At 60.1% G+C, this 14,365-nt stretch carries 16 protein-coding genes; 8 read left to right on the top strand and 8 right to left on the bottom strand.

Annotated elements, in window-relative coordinates; all coding sequences use genetic code 11:
• Nucleotides 1-183: 183 nt before the first annotated feature.
• Both gatA and gatC read right to left on the bottom strand, forming a co-directional pair.
• Nucleotides 184-1,668, bottom strand: coding sequence for an Asp-tRNA(Asn)/Glu-tRNA(Gln) amidotransferase subunit GatA (gatA, locus tag HMPREF2604_RS02860; RefSeq protein WP_070563079.1), 1,485 nt, complete (start codon nt 1,666-1,668; stop codon nt 184-186).
• A 2-nt stretch (nt 1,669-1,670) separates the two neighbouring features.
• Nucleotides 1,671-1,973 (bottom strand): Asp-tRNA(Asn)/Glu-tRNA(Gln) amidotransferase subunit GatC, encoded by a 303-nt coding sequence (gene gatC, locus HMPREF2604_RS02855; protein ID WP_070563076.1) that lies wholly within the window; start codon nt 1,971-1,973, stop codon nt 1,671-1,673.
• 201 nt (nt 1,974-2,174) lie between these two features.
• On the opposite strand from gatC, the gene HMPREF2604_RS02850 reads away from it, so the two are divergent.
• Entirely contained in the window at nt 2,175-2,834 is a 660-nt protein-coding gene (locus HMPREF2604_RS02850) for an ACT domain-containing protein (RefSeq protein WP_070525255.1), read from the top strand.
• Here the strand turns inward: HMPREF2604_RS02850 and HMPREF2604_RS02845 are convergent.
• From HMPREF2604_RS02845 to HMPREF2604_RS02830, 4 genes are read right to left on the bottom strand one after another with little or no spacing between them, the layout of a single operon-like run.
• The gene (locus HMPREF2604_RS02845; RefSeq protein WP_070525254.1) at nt 2,831-3,589 is read right to left on the bottom strand and encodes an HAD hydrolase family protein; all 759 of its coding nucleotides are present in this window, start codon (nt 3,587-3,589) and stop codon (nt 2,831-2,833) included. The two genes, HMPREF2604_RS02850 and HMPREF2604_RS02845, sit on opposite strands and share 4 nt — an antisense overlap.
• Nucleotides 3,586-4,356 (bottom strand): HAD family hydrolase, encoded by a 771-nt coding sequence (locus HMPREF2604_RS02840; protein ID WP_070563073.1) that lies wholly within the window; start codon nt 4,354-4,356, stop codon nt 3,586-3,588. Before HMPREF2604_RS02840 ends, HMPREF2604_RS02845 begins: the two co-directional genes overlap by 4 nt.
• Nucleotides 4,353-6,377, bottom strand: coding sequence for an NAD-dependent DNA ligase LigA (gene ligA / locus HMPREF2604_RS02835; protein ID WP_070563070.1), 2,025 nt, complete (start codon nt 6,375-6,377; stop codon nt 4,353-4,355). Before ligA ends, HMPREF2604_RS02840 begins: the two co-directional genes overlap by 4 nt.
• A gap of 53 nt (nt 6,378-6,430) precedes the next feature.
• A complete protein-coding gene (locus HMPREF2604_RS02830) occupies nt 6,431-7,690 on the bottom strand; it encodes an ATP-binding protein (RefSeq protein WP_070525251.1) in 1,260 nt (419 codons plus the stop codon).
• Between the two features lie 145 nt (nt 7,691-7,835).
• Here HMPREF2604_RS02830 and HMPREF2604_RS02825 point away from each other — a divergent pair, with 145 nt between their 5' ends.
• The 6 genes from HMPREF2604_RS02825 (at nt 7,836) to HMPREF2604_RS02800 (ending at nt 11,885) form a co-directional block, all read left to right on the top strand.
• Nucleotides 7,836-8,507 (top strand): 3'-5' exonuclease, encoded by a 672-nt coding sequence (locus HMPREF2604_RS02825; RefSeq protein WP_070563067.1) that lies wholly within the window; start codon nt 7,836-7,838, stop codon nt 8,505-8,507.
• A gap of 63 nt (nt 8,508-8,570) precedes the next feature.
• Complete coding sequence (locus tag HMPREF2604_RS02820; protein ID WP_070563064.1) at nt 8,571-9,086, top strand: ArsR/SmtB family transcription factor; 516 nt, start codon at nt 8,571-8,573, stop codon at nt 9,084-9,086.
• Entirely contained in the window at nt 9,086-10,084 is a 999-nt protein-coding gene (locus HMPREF2604_RS02815) for a serine hydrolase domain-containing protein (RefSeq protein WP_070563061.1), read from the top strand. Before HMPREF2604_RS02820 ends, HMPREF2604_RS02815 begins: the two co-directional genes overlap by 1 nt.
• 9 nt (nt 10,085-10,093) lie before the next feature.
• Complete coding sequence (locus HMPREF2604_RS02810; protein ID WP_070563058.1) at nt 10,094-10,378, top strand: hypothetical protein; 285 nt, start codon at nt 10,094-10,096, stop codon at nt 10,376-10,378.
• A gap of 4 nt (nt 10,379-10,382) precedes the next feature.
• The gene (locus HMPREF2604_RS02805; protein ID WP_070525241.1) at nt 10,383-10,646 is read left to right on the top strand and encodes a FitA-like ribbon-helix-helix domain-containing protein; all 264 of its coding nucleotides are present in this window, start codon (nt 10,383-10,385) and stop codon (nt 10,644-10,646) included.
• A gap of 108 nt (nt 10,647-10,754) precedes the next feature.
• The gene (locus HMPREF2604_RS02800; RefSeq protein WP_070525238.1) at nt 10,755-11,885 is read left to right on the top strand and encodes an ATP-binding protein; all 1,131 of its coding nucleotides are present in this window, start codon (nt 10,755-10,757) and stop codon (nt 11,883-11,885) included.
• Here the strand turns inward: HMPREF2604_RS02800 and HMPREF2604_RS02795 are convergent.
• Nucleotides 11,882-12,790 carry a uroporphyrinogen decarboxylase/cobalamine-independent methonine synthase family protein gene (locus tag HMPREF2604_RS02795; protein WP_070525236.1) on the bottom strand — a complete coding sequence of 303 codons (909 nt, stop codon included), beginning with the start codon at nt 12,788-12,790 and terminating at the stop codon, nt 11,882-11,884. The genes HMPREF2604_RS02800 and HMPREF2604_RS02795 overlap by 4 nt on opposite strands.
• Nucleotides 12,791-12,895: 105 nt before the next feature.
• Between HMPREF2604_RS02795 and HMPREF2604_RS02790 the strand changes: the two genes are divergently transcribed.
• Nucleotides 12,896-13,264, top strand: a complete 369-nt coding sequence (locus tag HMPREF2604_RS02790) for a PH domain-containing protein (protein ID WP_070525234.1) — start codon at nt 12,896-12,898, stop codon at nt 13,262-13,264.
• A gap of 1 nt (nt 13,265) precedes the next feature.
• On the opposite strand, the gene mnmA is transcribed toward HMPREF2604_RS02790, so the two are convergent.
• A complete protein-coding gene (gene mnmA, locus HMPREF2604_RS02785) occupies nt 13,266-14,351 on the bottom strand; it encodes a tRNA 2-thiouridine(34) synthase MnmA (protein WP_070563057.1) in 1,086 nt (361 codons plus the stop codon).
• Between the last annotated feature and the right edge of the window lie 14 nt (nt 14,352-14,365).

The raw sequence follows: 14,365 nt of genomic DNA, 5'->3' as shown, positions 1-14,365 counted from the left end.
GATGACGAAGAACAGGGGCCTAGCCCTCGTTGAATCAAACGACGACACCACACTCCAAACAACCGAAAGGACAAGAAGACAAGAACACACCCACGGTCGAAGAAAACGACGAAGACCGGCGGCCTCCCACGTTTCCGTGAACGGTCACCGGCTGAGGAGCACTACAAGGTGTAGTTCTGCGCGCTACTTTCGTCCTGCTTCGTAGGCGGCACCAACCTTGTACAGGCGGTCATCCTTGAACGCCGGAGCCATGATCTGCAGGCCGGTCGGCAGGTTGGTGTCAGATGCCAAGCCGGAGGGTACAGACATGCCGCACACGCCGGCAAGGTTTAGCGGCAGGGTGCAGAGGTCGAAGTTGTACATCTCCATCGGATCCTCAACCTTCTCCCCCAGCTTGAAGGCTGTGGTCGGCGTGGTCGGGGAAACAAGGACATCGACCTGTTCGAAAGCGCGCTCAAAGTCCTGTGCGATGAGGGTGCGCACACGCTGTGCTTGAAGGTAGTAGGCGTCGTAATATCCGACGGATAGCGCGTAGGTACCCAGCATGATGCGGCGCTTAACCTCAGGGCCGAAACCAGCAGCGCGGGACAGAGACATGACCTCTTCCGCGGAGTGGGTTCCGTCATCGCCCACGCGCAGGCCGTAGCGCATACCGTCGAAGCGGGCCAGGTTGGAGGAGACCTCACACGGCATGATGAGGTAGTACGCAGCCAGTGCATCGTCGAAGTGCGGGCAGTCAACCTCTAAGATCTCCGCGCCCTGGTTCTTCAACTGCTCAACCGCGGCGTGGTAGGCCTCCATCACGCCCGGCTGCCAGCCGTCGCGCTCGAATTGCTTGATCAGGCCAACCTTGACGCCGGAAAGGTCGCCATTGGCGCCTTCCTTAGCGGCGGCGACTACCGGGGCAACCGGCTTATCCACGGAGGTGGCGTCGAAGGAGTCGTGGCCGGCGATAATTTCGTGCAGCAAGGCGGTATCTAGGACCGTGCGGGCAGTCGGACCTGCTTGGTCCAGGGAGCTTGCAGCTGCGATGAGGCCGTAACGCGACACCGTGCCGTACGTCGGCTTCACGCCCACGGTGTTGGTCAGTGCAGCAGGCTGGCGGATCGAGCCACCAGTGTCAGTACCGATACCCAGCGGAGCCTGGCCCGAGGCAAGAGCCGCAGCAGTGCCGCCACCGGAGCCGCCCGGAGTGCGCTCCGTGTCGTAGGGGTTGTGCGCAGGGCCATAAGCAGAGTTCTCATTGGAGGAGCCCATCGCGAACTCATCAAGGTTCGTCTTACCCAGAATCGGGATACCTGCCTCGCGCAGCTTGGTCACCAGCGTAGCGTCATAAGGTGACACCCAGCCCTCCAGCATTTTGGAGGCGGCGGTCGTGGGGGCGTCGGTAGTAACGAGCAGATCCTTGAGCGCCAGCGGCACGCCAGCCAGAGCAGAGGCGGGTTCTTCGCCGGCGTCGAGGGACTTATCGACGGCGTCGGCAGCCGCCAGTGCTTCCTCCGCGCCAACATGGAGGAAGGCGTTGAGCTCGCCATCGGTCTCCGCGATGCGATCCAAGAATGCCTGAGTAACTTCGCGGGAGGTGAGCTCACGGGAGTGAATCTTCTCAGCCAGCTCGGCGGCGGTCAGTGCGGTAATGCCCTCGGTGGGCGCAATGAATTGTGCCATTCTTATTCGTCTCCTCTACCCAGAATCTGCGGAACCATGAAGCGGTCACCTTCAGCTGCCGGCGCTTGGTCCAGGGCCTGCTCGGCGGTGAGGGTGCGCACAATAACGTCCTCACGCATTGGAGCATGTACGGAGTGCGGGTGCGACATTGGCTCCACACCTTCAGCCTCGACCTTGCCCACCGCGGACACCGAGTCCACGATTTCGTCGATCTGCGCGGCGAACTGCTTCAGTTCTTCCTCGCTCAGGGCCAATCGCGACAGCTTTGCCAAGTGCGCGACCTCGTCACGCGAAATATCAGACACGCGAACTCCATCCTTTTATTCATTGAGACGGTTGATAGCTAAGCACCCATGGTACTGCACAGCTGTTGCCGCGCCACCACCACTCCTCCCCTAAGTGAAGCTCATACTATTGAATAGTATTCGACAGGTTGGGTAACATCGATCGAGTTAGAAAGCCAAATATCCCCTCCCTACTTATTCACCTTCCCCAGAAAGAACGATATGTCGTACCTCGTCCGTGTCCTACTCCCTGACACCCCCGGCAGCCTTGGCCTCCTTGCCAACGCGATGGGCAGCATCGAGGCAAATATCCGCTCCGTCGACATTGTGGAGAATTTCCCAGACGGTACGGTCATGGATGACATCGTCTTGGATCTCCCCCAGTCCACCATGGCGGATGAGATCATCACGGCAGCACAGACCGTGGAAGGAGTCGAGGTCGACTCCATTCGCCCCTTCAGCGGTCGCGTTGACCGCCGCGGGCAAATCCACGTGCTGGCCAAGGTTGCCGCACAACGCAACGTGACGGCCGCAATGAGTGAAGTCTGCGCCGCCATCCCCAAGGCGCTGACGTCCAATTGGGCCATTGTCATCGCGAACGACGAGAACATCAGCCGCATCGCCGCGTCGGACGCCGCGCCTGCCGACGACGGCTCGATCCCCACCGACCTCAACATCACAACGGCTCGCGTGCTCAACCCTGAAAAGGACACGTGGATTCCGGAATCCTGGACGCTCATCGAATCCGCGCTGGCCGCTGCTCCCCTCGTGGGAACGAACTACGTGGTGGTGATGGGCCGCGTTGGTGGACCCGATTACCTCGCCTCCGAAGTTGAGCACTTGGGTGACTTGGGTGCCATCTTGGGTGCGTTTCTTACTTAGCGGGCAAGCAACGAGTTGAGTCCCGCGGCGACATCGGGGACCACGTGGTCCACCTCTTCGGTGATCTGCGTTCCCGGGAACGTGAAGGACTCGGTGGCGATAGAGTGCATCGAGAGATCATTGAAGCTATCGCCGAAGGTGTAGAGTTCAGCTTTTTCGTGGCCGAGATGATCAAGCAACCGCGTCAAGCCCTCACCCTTGTTATGGCCAGGTGGCATGATGTCGTAGAAATCGCAGTTAAAGGATGATTCGACGGCACAATTCTCGCGGACCCACTCGTCCACCTCGCGGCGCAGCTCAGGGTTGCCAGGGATCCACAGGGACAACAACACAGTGCTGCGCTTGGCGACGTCCCCCGGATCCACCACTTCCGTATTCGCCACCATGGAGGACTCGCGTCCTGCGAGGCCATCCCACGCTACCTGGTCGGCTCCAGACAAGCCTGTGAGGTAGATATTCAACGGCAGGCCGGTGAAACGAGCGACAATGGACTGCACAACCTCACTCGGCAGATGCTCCTCGTGCAGGATGGAATAGTCGCCGCCGGTGATGACTGTCCCGTTGTAGAGCACGTGGTAGTCCAGCTCCACGCCGAAGGGTTCGAGTGTGTTGCGCGCATTGGCGATGGACTTGCCCGTCGCGGAGACGGCCAAGTTGCCTGCGGCACGCCACTCAGCGATGGCTTTTTGTGTGGCCTCTGTTATGTCTTCGTTGACGTAAACAGTGCCATCCATGTCTAAAGCCGCAATCTTCATGAACCGTAGTGTATTAGACCTTCAAAGGCTGAGTCCACAACCGCTGAGCACGCCTTGTGGATGTCGGGTTGCGCCCAGGGGAAGGTGAGGGAGACGTCGGCAAGCGCATGCATGGGCAGGTCATTGTGCCCGTCCCCGAAGGTGATGAGCTCAATGTTAGAGCGCTCAACTTCCAGGTGACGAAGCAGCCAAGTCAAGGCAAAGCCCTTGTCGTGACCGGGCGGCATGATGTCGAAGAAGTTGCGGTTCATCGCGGTACCTACCGGAAAGCGGTCCGTGACCCACTGCGCGATCTTCCTCTGCAGGTCTGGGTTGCCCGGGGTCCAGGCGGCAACAAGCGGGAAGACCTCTTCCTCAATGCGTGACGGCGGGACCGGCACGGGCTCACTGATGATGGGGTTGTGCACGCCCGCCACGTTGCGCACGAGGTAGCCGTCCGGGCCTGTCAAACGTGTGCAGTAGAGGTCGAGCTTTGGTGTGTCATGCACCCGCTCATACACGGCACGAACCACCTCGGGCGGTACATGGTTTTCGTAGAGCAACTCATAAGAGCCATCCATGATGACGGTGCCGTTGCAGAGCAGGTAGTAGTCAAAGTCAACGCCAAAAGGCTCTAGTGCACGCCGAGCAGAATGAGGAGACTTGCCCGTGGCCACGACAGCAAGGTTGCCCGCAGCGCGCCAACCGGCAATCGCCTCCGGCACGTCTTCGGGCATGTGGCCATCAAAGTAGATAGTGCCGTCCAGGTCGAAGGCGGCTAACTTCATGCCTCGCCCGTTTCAAGGAGGCGGTTGAAGCCTTCCTCATCCAAGATGGTCAAGCCAAGGTCGCGGGCCTTCTGTTCCTTTGAACCGGCGTTTTCTCCGACGACGACATAGTTGGTCTTCTTCGACACCGACCCGGAGGCCTTGCCGCCACGGGAGATGATGGCCTCCTTAGCGGAATCGCGACTGTAGTTCTCTAGGGTTCCGGTCACCACCACGGTGATTCCCTCCAGCGTTTGCGCGGGCTTATCGCTGGATTCTTCCTCCATGGTCACCCCGGCGGCGGTCCACTTCTGCACGATGTTGTCGTGCCAGTCCACCTCGAACCATTGCTTAAAGGATTCCGCGATGATGCCACCCACGCCATCAGTATCCGCCAGCTCCTCCACCGATGCCGCGCGCAGCGCCTCCATGGAGCCGAACCGCGTGGCTAACGCACGCGCGGCAATGGGGCCAACGTGGCGGATGGACAGCGCTACGAGCACTCGCCAGAACTCAGCCTGACGGGCGGTCTTGAGGTTCTCCAGCAGCTTCTTGCCCGAGGCGTTGAGCGCGCCCTTCTGGGTGGTGTAGACCGAGGATTTAAGGAGTGCTTCTTCATCGAGATCAAAGAGTTCTGCCTCGTCCACGAGCACTCCGGAAGAAATCAAGTCCGCCGCCGCCTTCTCCCCCAGCTCACCAATGTCAAGCGCCTTGCGGGAGGCCAAATACTCCAGACGCGCCGCCAGCTGCGCTGGGCAGCTGCGGGTATTCGGGCAGCGCCAGTCCTGGTCGCCTTCCTTCTGCGGTGCCAGCTTCGTGCCGCATGCAGGGCAGTTCTCCGGGAAGACCCAATCGGTCTCACTGCCATCGCGCTTGTCTAGGACGGGGCCGAGAACCTCAGGGATGATCTCTCCGGCCTTGCGGATGACAATGGTGTCCCCGATGAGGACGTTCTTGTTCTTGACCTCGAACTGGTTGTGCAGGGTGGCCATGGAAACCGTCGAGCCGGAGACAAAGACTGGTTCCATGATGGCGAAAGGCGTCACGCGCCCCGTTCGACCGACACCGACCTCAATGTTAAGAAGCTTGGTGGTGACCTCCTCCGGTGGGTACTTATACGCGATGGCCCAACGTGGCGCACGTGAAGTCGCTCCTAAGGAGCGCTGGCTGGCCAGGTCGTCGACCTTGATGACGAGACCGTCCATCTCGAAGTAAGCATCGTGGCGGTGTTCCTCCCAGTAGGTCACGCGCTCTTGAACCTCCTTGGCGGTGGTGACCCGCTGGGTATAAGGCGACACCGGGAATCCCCATGCCTCCAAGGCCTGGTAGGCGTCGTGTTGCGAGGCTGGTTGGAATCCTTCGCGCGCGCCGATGCCGTGGCAGACCATGTGGAGCCGGCGCTTCTTGACGTCCTCCGGGTCCTTCATGCGCAGTCCGCCCGCGGCCGCGTTGCGGGGGTTGGCAAAGGTGGGCTTACCATCCTCGCGGCGTGCGGAGTTAATTTCCTCAAATTCATCCGGGCGCATGTACACCTCGCCGCGGACCTCTACCAGGGAGGGAACCGGGTATTCTTCGCTGCCCGTCAGCTCACGTGGGATATCGGGAATAACACGCGCATTAGCAGTGATGTCCTCACCCACGCGACCATCACCACGCGTGGCGGCCGTGGCAAGCTTGCCGTCACGATAGACCAAATCGATGGACAAACCGTCAATCTTGAGCTCGGTGAGATAGGCCTTTGCCGGGGTGCGGTCCAGCCAGTCCTGCAACTCGTCAGCGCTAAAAACGTTGTCCAAACTGTACAGGCGTTCCAGGTGCTCGATGTCAACGGCGCCCTCCGGGGCAGCGCCCACCTGCTGGGTAGGCGAATCCGGAGTTTGAAGCTCCGGGTGTTCCGCTTCCAGCGCCAGCAAGCGCTGGAAAAGGGCGTCAAAGTCCGCATCCGGGATCGCCGGCTCGCCGTTGTAGTACAGCTCGCGGTGCTTGCGCACTTCCTGGGCAAGCTCGGACCATTCGCGTTGGATATCTACTGCATCACTCACGAGTCACTAGTGTAGCGGGGCTGCCGGACACAGCATGTTCCTGGCCAAACGTCCTATCCACGCCACAAATATGACATCGGTAGCGCACAAAGTTTGTCTCCCAAGGGCTGCACATAGGGAATCGGAGCCAAGACAAATCCTCCACGGAAACGGGGCCCTAGTTTCTCGCTCAGTGCACGCAAATGCCGAACCTGTCCTGCCTTGACTGTCGCACCGGATTTAACCTCAAGCGCAGCGATGCTATTGTCCGCGAATTCGATGACAACATCCGCTTCCATCCCGGCACTATCACGCCAGTGGAGCAGCTGATGCTGACTTTCAGCCCAACCCTGCTGGGCAGAAAGTTCCTGAAGGACAAACCCTTCCACTAAATGCCCTAGATGCGACTGCACCAGCGGATTCATGAGCATGTCTCGAGTTTGCCCCGCTAACCAGGAAGCCAGACCGGAATCAGTGACCCAACTTTTGGGCTTGGATATTTCTCGCGACGTCAGATTTGATTTCCACGCTTTCACCTGTGAGGAAAGAAACAGCCTTGACAATGTATCGAGGTAGGAGCGGACAGTGGACGCTGGGATTTCCGCTTCACGTGCGAGCTTCGCCGGAACTAACTCCCCCGCCTGATGTGCTGCGAGTAGTCGCAACAACGATTGCAACCTTCCCGGCTGTGCGCTTTCCCGGGATAGGGTTTCTTCAATCACCGTCACATGTGAAACATAAGACTCGAACCAAGCTCGGCGCATCCGATCTTGCAGCTCTAATGCAACCGGATAGCCGCCCTTCAGCACTTTGTCCACCAAGCCAGCTCGATCTACTTGTTCCGTAGGAACAGAACGCACAGGCAATTCGACGAGCTCATCGAGCCTATCTACAAAGGCGCCGTCACTGACGGTTTCACAAATTTCTTGTTGGCTCAGTGGGTGCAAATGGAGATCAATAATTCTTCCTGCAAGGGAATCCTTCTTACCCACTCCCCGAGCAAAATCTGATGAACCAGTAATGATAAATCGACCTGGCCGGCGGTTCCTATCCACCTCGGCTTTTAACGGCAGTGTGAGCTCGGGAAGCCGCTGAATTTCATCAATAATCAGCGTTGCGTCACCACCTTGCTGCACAAAGGTCATCGGATCCTCTTCCGCTAGTGAGAGAGCAGCGGGATCATCCAGCGTTACATACACAGCACGTTCAAGGCCGAGATGCCTTGTCAACGTCGACTTGCCAACCTGCCGTGCGCCCGTGACGTGGACAACGGGTGAGAAGGTCAATGCTTCTCGGGCAAAACCTTCCATACCGCGTCTAATATACCGTTCCATAAATAGCACTCTACCTGCAGTTGGTCATTCTGCAAGGCTTTGTCCGTCATTCTGCAAGATATTGATCGTCATTCTGCAGTTCTATATCCGTCATTCTGCAGGACTTCCACAGTGCATGTCCGAGCCGGGCGCTAGAGTGTTGTCCATGAACTTCGACGCCACCCGTATGCTCTCCTTCGACCTCGAGACCACCTCCGTAAAGCCCAAAGAAGCCCGCATCGTCACCTCTGCCCTGGTTCGTATCGACGGGCGCGAGGTAGATAAGCGGGAAATGCTCGCTGACCCCGGAGTGGAGATCCCCGAGGAGGCCGCCAAGATCCACGGCATCACTACTGAGAAGGCCCGCGCGGAGGGTCGCCCGCACGACGAAGTCCTCAAGGAGACGGTCGATGCCATCTACCAGGCCTGGGAGGAAGGTCTTACGCTCATTGTCTACAACGCCGCCTACGATCTCTCTGTACTGCGCGCGCTGACCGGGGACTTCACGGTGAACGGCCCAGTATTCGATCCTTTCGTCATCGACCGGGTGAAGGACAAGTGGCGCAAGGGCAAGCGCACCCTGGAGGAGGTCTCTGCCCACTACGGCGTGGAGCTGAGCAACGCGCATGAGGCTACTGCCGACGCCCTCGCGGCCGCCCGCGTCGCTTGGAAGCAGGTGCGCCAGCACTTCCCCGAGCTAGCACAGATGGACACCAACGAGCTCATGGAATACCAGGCCGTCGAGTGGTACAAGGACCGCGAGTCCTTCAAGAAGTACCTGGAAGGACGCGGTCGGGATGCCTCGGATGTCTCCACCGCGTGGCCGATGATTTCTTAACTCCAGTACCCAATCCTCAACTAAGCCTTGCCAGGTTTCTAGATTTCTGGAATTCTAGATTCCATGGACACAACAGTCGAAGCACGCCTCGCCGAGCTTGAAGCGCGCGTCGCCGCGCTCGAGGGGCGCACGAACACTGCCGACGCCAGACCTACACCCACCACCACTGAAGAAGACTCGACCTACTGGCTGGTCGACGCCCTCGCACCCAACGAGCAGCTTCCCGACGGTTCCGTCATCTTTGGCGGCAACATAAACGTCGGCAAGCGCTCGTACGCCTACCAATGGCAGCGCCCCACCACGTTCGTTACCGATGAGAGCTGGGCGGAGAACCTCGAGCGTCTCTCCGCGCTGGCTCATCCCGTCCGCGGCGAAATCCTCCGCCGCCTCCTCGCCGCACCCGCCACCGCCGCCGAGCTTGTCGAAGAAAACATCGTCTCCTCCACCGGCACCGCTTACCACCACTTGAGCGCTCTAACTCATGCGGGCTGGACCACGAAGTCTGGCGGCGAATACTCCATCCGCCCGCCCCGCGTTATTCCCCTGCTCACCATTATCACCGCAAGCGAGGACCATTAATGCGCAAAATTGTCTTAGCCGTCATCACTGCTACTGCCGTTGCCGCCGTCCTGCTTGTCGCAGGCCCACAGAGAATTACGCTGGCACAAGACAAGACTGGCGACGAAAACCTAGCCACCCAGCTGGAACAGCACTCAGAGTCCGGCTTCCACAACCTCACCGCCTTTACCCTCCAGGACGGCAAGGCCACCTTCGCAGGACTGGGCAGCGACGAGCACACGGAGGTCGAAATTGGTTCCGTCACCAAGATGTTTACCGGCGAGCTGGCCCACCAGCTCGTCGAAGAGGGAAAGCTGAGAACTGACACCACTGTGGGCGAGGTCCTTGACGTCGGCGATGCACCCGTCGCTGACGTCACCGTAAGGGAGCTGCTCGACCACACCTCTGGACTACCCGCCGTCGCCAAAGCGAACGTCCTCAGCTTTTTCGCCTCAACGATCACCGGTTCGAATCCCTATGAAGGTGAGACCGTAGAGGACATCGTGGACGCTGCCACGAAGGCCGAGCTAAAGGACCGCGGCGAAGAATCCTATTCCAACCTTGGCTACGGGCTCTTGGGTCATATTTTAGAGACCGCCGCCGGGCAGCCTTATGAGCAGATGCTCAAGGAGCGCATCTTCGAGCCAGCTGGCATGACAGAGACCTACCTCATGACGCCGGGCTCTGTGCCTGCCGACGCTCCACGGGGACTTACCGCCACCGGCCGCCATGCTGAACCCTGGGAGATGGAAGGCTCCGCACCCGCGGGGGCGATCCGCTCCACGGCGAGTGACATGGCCAAATTCGCTGAGTGGTTTATGAAGAACGGCGATATCGACTACGGCTGGCAGCCTCCCAGCAAGGACAATGCTGGGTACTGGCACAACGGCGGCACCTACGGTTACTCGACCATGCTCATCATCGAACCAGAGACCAAGCGCGCCGCCTTCGCCAACAACGATTCCCTTGCCGGCACCGAAGACCTTGCCCAAGCTCTATTCGACGAGCTCGCATCTTAAGGAGTAACCATGTTCCTCACCGTAGCGCTCGCAGTCATCACCGCTTCGGAGCTTTGGGCCGCATGGAAGGCCCTGAGAAAGCCCCATTCCATTGCTCAAAGCATTGGCACCACGACGATTACGATCCTCACCATACTCTTCATCGGCTACGCCATGCCCTGGCATACCTCGGTCAGTTTTGGCTGGTGGTACGCCCTTGTCGCAGCCTGCTCGCTACACATCGGCGCGGTAGCTTGGCAGGCCGTGCAACCATCTAGCGGCACAGACGCTGGTCAAGAAGCTCCCGTACGATAGGACTATGAGCTCCTCCCCTACCTGCACCGTTGAAATCCAGGACGTAGACAGTACAACCATCGCAACCCTTCAGCACCGCGCCGCTACCGCTGGTGTTTCCCTCGAAGACTACGTGCGCAACATCCTCACCAGGGTCGCGTCGTCCCCATTTACCGCAAACAGAAAATCCATCGAAGAAAAGGCGGCCGAACTCTCCCAGCGTGCACCTATCGATGTGAAGGGAGACTTCGACGTCATCGCCGCAATCCGCGCCGGACGAGACACATAGAAGACTAAGGAGATCGTTGGTCTCCCTAGTCGCCGCCCTCAGAAAAGTCTCCCAAATCTCCCGAGTTTAAAAAGTCTCCCAAATCTCCCAATGCTCTAGGATGAGGCTATGTCCCCGCACGAGAATCCCTTCCGCCCCACCTTCGGCGTTCCACCACTATTCTGGGTCGGCCGCACGGCAGTGCTCGACACCTTCCGCGCAGCGCTTGACTCCCAACCAGGCAGCCCGGGCCGCTCGCTCATCATCAGCGGTGCCCGCGGTATCGGCAAGACGGTCTTGCTCAACGAGATAGAAGATATCGCTTCTAGTCGCGGGTGGATCACATTGCGAGCCTCGGGACGCAGCTCCATGGTTGACGAGCTCGTTGACACCACCATCCCGCGCATCATGGACAAGCTGGCCCCGGCGGACAAGCACAAGGTCAACCGTGTCGGCATTGGTGGTGTGGCAACCATCGGCATCCAGCACAACACCGAGGAAGCCTATAAACCCACGCTCAACACCCGCCTGCGCGAGCTTTTAGGCATGCTCAAAGGCACTGGCGTGCTGCTCACCATCGACGAAGTGCAGGACGCAGACGCCGAGAACCTAACTTCCCTGGCCGTGACCTACCAAGACTTGGTGCGCGATGAGCTCGACGTCGCTATTGTCGCCGCGGGCCTTCCACAAGGCGTCAACCGCCTGCTGGACCTGCCGGGTGTAACCTTCCTACGCCGCGCGCAGAAGTTCGTTCTGGGCCCGCTCTCCCCCGCGAACGCCGAGGTGGCCTTCACCGAGACCGCCGCACAGTCCGGGCTCGAGTTCACCGATGATGCGGTTGCAGCGGCGGTGCGCCTGTCGCGCGGCTACCCCTACATGGTGCAGCTGGTGGGCTCACTGGCTTGGGGAAAGGCGCAGCGCGAGGGTGGGAGCAGTATCGAGGAGAGTGACGTCGCAGCGGTGTCAGCCGAGGCTATCTCGGTTTTGGGCGCCCAGGTACACCAGCCCGCTACCCTTTCGCTTCCACCGGCCCAGCGCCTCTTCCTCGAGGCGATGAGCGCGGTCATGGAGGACGGCACGGCAGAAATCAAGAACATCGCCGCGCACCAGGACCGGACGGTGCGCTCCTTGTCGGCCACACGCCAAAGGCTTATCGACGCCGACCTCATCGAACCCACCGCCCATGGCCAACTCCAGTTCGTTATCCCGTATATGGAGGCCTACTTCACCACGACGGATAGCTTGGGGCGAGTTGACTAAAGGTCACCGGCATCGCGAGTGAGGATGCCGGCGGTCTCGGTTGCCGAGCGCAGGGATCTGGCGGAGGCCTTGACGGGATAGACGTCGAAACGGTCGACGAGCAGGTCGCGTGGCATGCCGATGCGGTCGAGGTGCCGGGCCAACGCGATAGCCTCCGCGCGGGCATCGGAACCTTCAATGCCCAGACCAATCCGGTGGCCCGCGTTAAGGTGTTCGCCCAAGCCATCAAGGTGACGCGGGGTCTCCAGACCGCGGAAATCCGTGAGGAAGGTCGTGGCAGCAGGCGCTAGCGACCACAGCGGTGGGGCGTGTAGGTAGTCTGCTTCGAAGGATTGTAGGAGGTCGAGCGCGACCTCATCCGGGACCGCCGGGATGGTATCGAAATCTGTGGTGCCAGGGACGCGGCCGGCGATGATATCGGCAAGCAGGGGCTCGTCGAGCTGGATAGCGACCTCCCCGTGGAAGCGGCGCGCGACATCCGCGGCGTGGACACGGACTCCGTAGAGAAGTGACTCCGCGAGCTCGTTAAAGGCGCCGCGGTCGGTGAGAACGCGGTGGCCGTCGGAAAGCTCAATGCTGGCCGCAAGCGACCACGGGCCGAGTGCTTGCACCTTGACGCGGGGCACGGTTTCGCCCCAGACTTCCTGGACCTCGTCGAGGTCGCGCTCCAAGCGGTCCCACGTGCGGCGGGTCAGCAGCTGCGGGCGCGCCGTCATGCGCCACGAGCGCGGGCCTCGGTCGATGGAGATGGCCTCCAGCATGCCGGCGGTGCGGCCCACCGCATCGGAGCCCAGCCCACGCTCGGGCAGCTGCGGGATGGCAGGAAGTTCGGTCTCCCCCATGATGATGTCCGCGGCCTCCGCGATGGAGGTACCGGGCATGGGGCCAAGGGCGAATCCCGTCATCTCATCTCCTTCCGAATTTTTTCTTTTAATACCGAATCAAAGACTACGGCGACATTTATAATGCAATTCACAAACCACTAAGTCGAAGAGGTAAAGGATACTCCTGTGGCACTTGAACAGTTTTCTGGCTGGACCTTCTATTCTCCTTGCGAGATTCCGAGCGACATTCCGTCAGTTCTCGCAGCCAACGAAAAGCCCATTTGCGCATTTAAAACTGTCCGAGACGCAGCCGTCTTCACTAGCCACCGATTGATTATCCGAGATTCTCAAGGTCTCACTGGAAAGAAAGTCGAAATCTATTCTCTCCCTTACTCCTCCATTAATATGTGGTCGACGGAGAATGCTGGAAAGCTCCTAGACGTAAATGCTGAACTGGAGCTCTGGACACGAGCTGGCCACTTCAAAATCAACATCGGGCCCAAAGTCGATATTCGGGCACTCGATCGACTCATCGCTGACTGTGTGCTTCGCTAAACTACTCGGTCCCGCAGATGGTGCCGGAGCCCAGGACAATATCGCCTAGCTCGTCCGGGCTCGGCAGGTAGAGCACGGCAGCCTGGCCACGAGCCACACCGGAAAGAGGCTCCTTCAGGTCCAGCGTCATGCGGTCGGCTTCACGGTCCACGTGAGCGTAGCAGTGAACGACGGAACCGTGGGCTCGCACCTGCACCTCGCAGTCGAAGTCACCTTCCATCGCTGGGTGCAGGTACTTTAGGCGGTCGGCCTCGATGCGGGTCACGGCCAGGTCTGCGCGCGACCCGACGGTGACGGTGCCGGTGGCCGCGTCGATGTCGGTGACGTAGCGCGGGGAGCCGTCGGCAGTCGGCGTCTTGATGTCCAGGCCCTTGCGCTGGCCGATGGTGTAGTTCCACGCGCCATCGTGTTCCTTGAGTTCGTTGCCCTCGGTGTCCACGATCATGCCTGGGCGCAGGCCGATGGAACGCCCCAGGAAGGCCTGGGTATTGCCGTCCGGGATGAAGCAGATGTCATAGGAGTCCGGCTTGGCCGCCGTGGAGAAACCATGGCGCTTGGCCTCCTCGCGGATTTGCGGCTTCGGGGTATCACCAATCGGGAAGAAGCAGTGGTCCAGCTCCTCCTTGGTAATAACACCCAGCACATAAGACTGGTCCTTGTTCTCATCCAGGGAGCGGCGCATGTAGCCGTCGGCGTCGATAGTGGCATAGTGGCCCGTAGCCACCGCATCGAAGCCCAGCGCCATGCCCTTACGGAGCAGGGCTGCGAACTTGATCTTCTCGTTGCAGCGCAGGCACGGATTCGGGGTCTCGCCGCGGGCATAGGAGTCCACGAAATCACCGATGACGGCTTCCTTGAACTCCTCGGAGAAGTCCCACACGTAGAAAGGAATGCCGAGCTTGTCGCAGATGCGACGGGCATCGGCGGAATCCTCCAAGGAGCAGCAACCGCGCGCCTTCTCACGGGTCTGCTGCGCATCCTTGTGCAGGGCCAAGTGCACGCCAATGACCTCGTGGCCCGCCTCCACCGCGCGTGCAGCGGCGACCGAGGAATCAACGCCGCCGGACATGGCTACCAATACTCGCATGCTTTCCCCTTCTT

It is taken from the genome of Corynebacterium sp. HMSC055A01 (assembly GCF_001809405.1).
GTDB classification, from domain to species: domain Bacteria; phylum Actinomycetota; class Actinomycetes; order Mycobacteriales; family Mycobacteriaceae; genus Corynebacterium; species Corynebacterium hesseae.
The sequence above is the reverse complement of the archived record's forward strand: the minus strand, read 5'-3'. Positions and strand labels throughout refer to the sequence as shown.

Bases quoted from the DNA above. Each gene is read 5' to 3' on its own strand.
- HMPREF2604_RS02820 (WP_070563064.1), top strand. From the start codon at position 8,571: ATGGACACAACAGTCGAAGCACGCCTCGCCGAGCTTGAAGCGCGCGTC.
- HMPREF2604_RS02840 (WP_070563073.1), bottom strand. From the start codon at position 4,356: ATGAAGTTAGCCGCCTTCGACCTGGACGGCACTATCTACTTTGATGGC.
- HMPREF2604_RS02850 (WP_070525255.1), top strand. From the start codon at position 2,175: ATGTCGTACCTCGTCCGTGTCCTACTCCCTGACACCCCCGGCAGCCTT.
- HMPREF2604_RS02805 (WP_070525241.1), top strand. From the start codon at position 10,383: ATGAGCTCCTCCCCTACCTGCACCGTTGAAATCCAGGACGTAGACAGT.
- HMPREF2604_RS02795 (WP_070525236.1), bottom strand. From the start codon at position 12,790: ATGACGGGATTCGCCCTTGGCCCCATGCCCGGTACCTCCATCGCGGAG.
- gatA (WP_070563079.1), bottom strand. From the start codon at position 1,668: ATGGCACAATTCATTGCGCCCACCGAGGGCATTACCGCACTGACCGCC.
- HMPREF2604_RS02830 (WP_070525251.1), bottom strand. From the start codon at position 7,690: ATGGAACGGTATATTAGACGCGGTATGGAAGGTTTTGCCCGAGAAGCA.
- HMPREF2604_RS02810 (WP_070563058.1), top strand. From the start codon at position 10,094: ATGTTCCTCACCGTAGCGCTCGCAGTCATCACCGCTTCGGAGCTTTGG.
- HMPREF2604_RS02845 (WP_070525254.1), bottom strand. From the start codon at position 3,589: ATGAAGATTGCGGCTTTAGACATGGATGGCACTGTTTACGTCAACGAA.
- HMPREF2604_RS02815 (WP_070563061.1), top strand. From the start codon at position 9,086: ATGCGCAAAATTGTCTTAGCCGTCATCACTGCTACTGCCGTTGCCGCC.
- HMPREF2604_RS02800 (WP_070525238.1), top strand. From the start codon at position 10,755: ATGTCCCCGCACGAGAATCCCTTCCGCCCCACCTTCGGCGTTCCACCA.
- mnmA (WP_070563057.1), bottom strand. From the start codon at position 14,351: ATGCGAGTATTGGTAGCCATGTCCGGCGGCGTTGATTCCTCGGTCGCC.
- HMPREF2604_RS02825 (WP_070563067.1), top strand. From the start codon at position 7,836: ATGAACTTCGACGCCACCCGTATGCTCTCCTTCGACCTCGAGACCACC.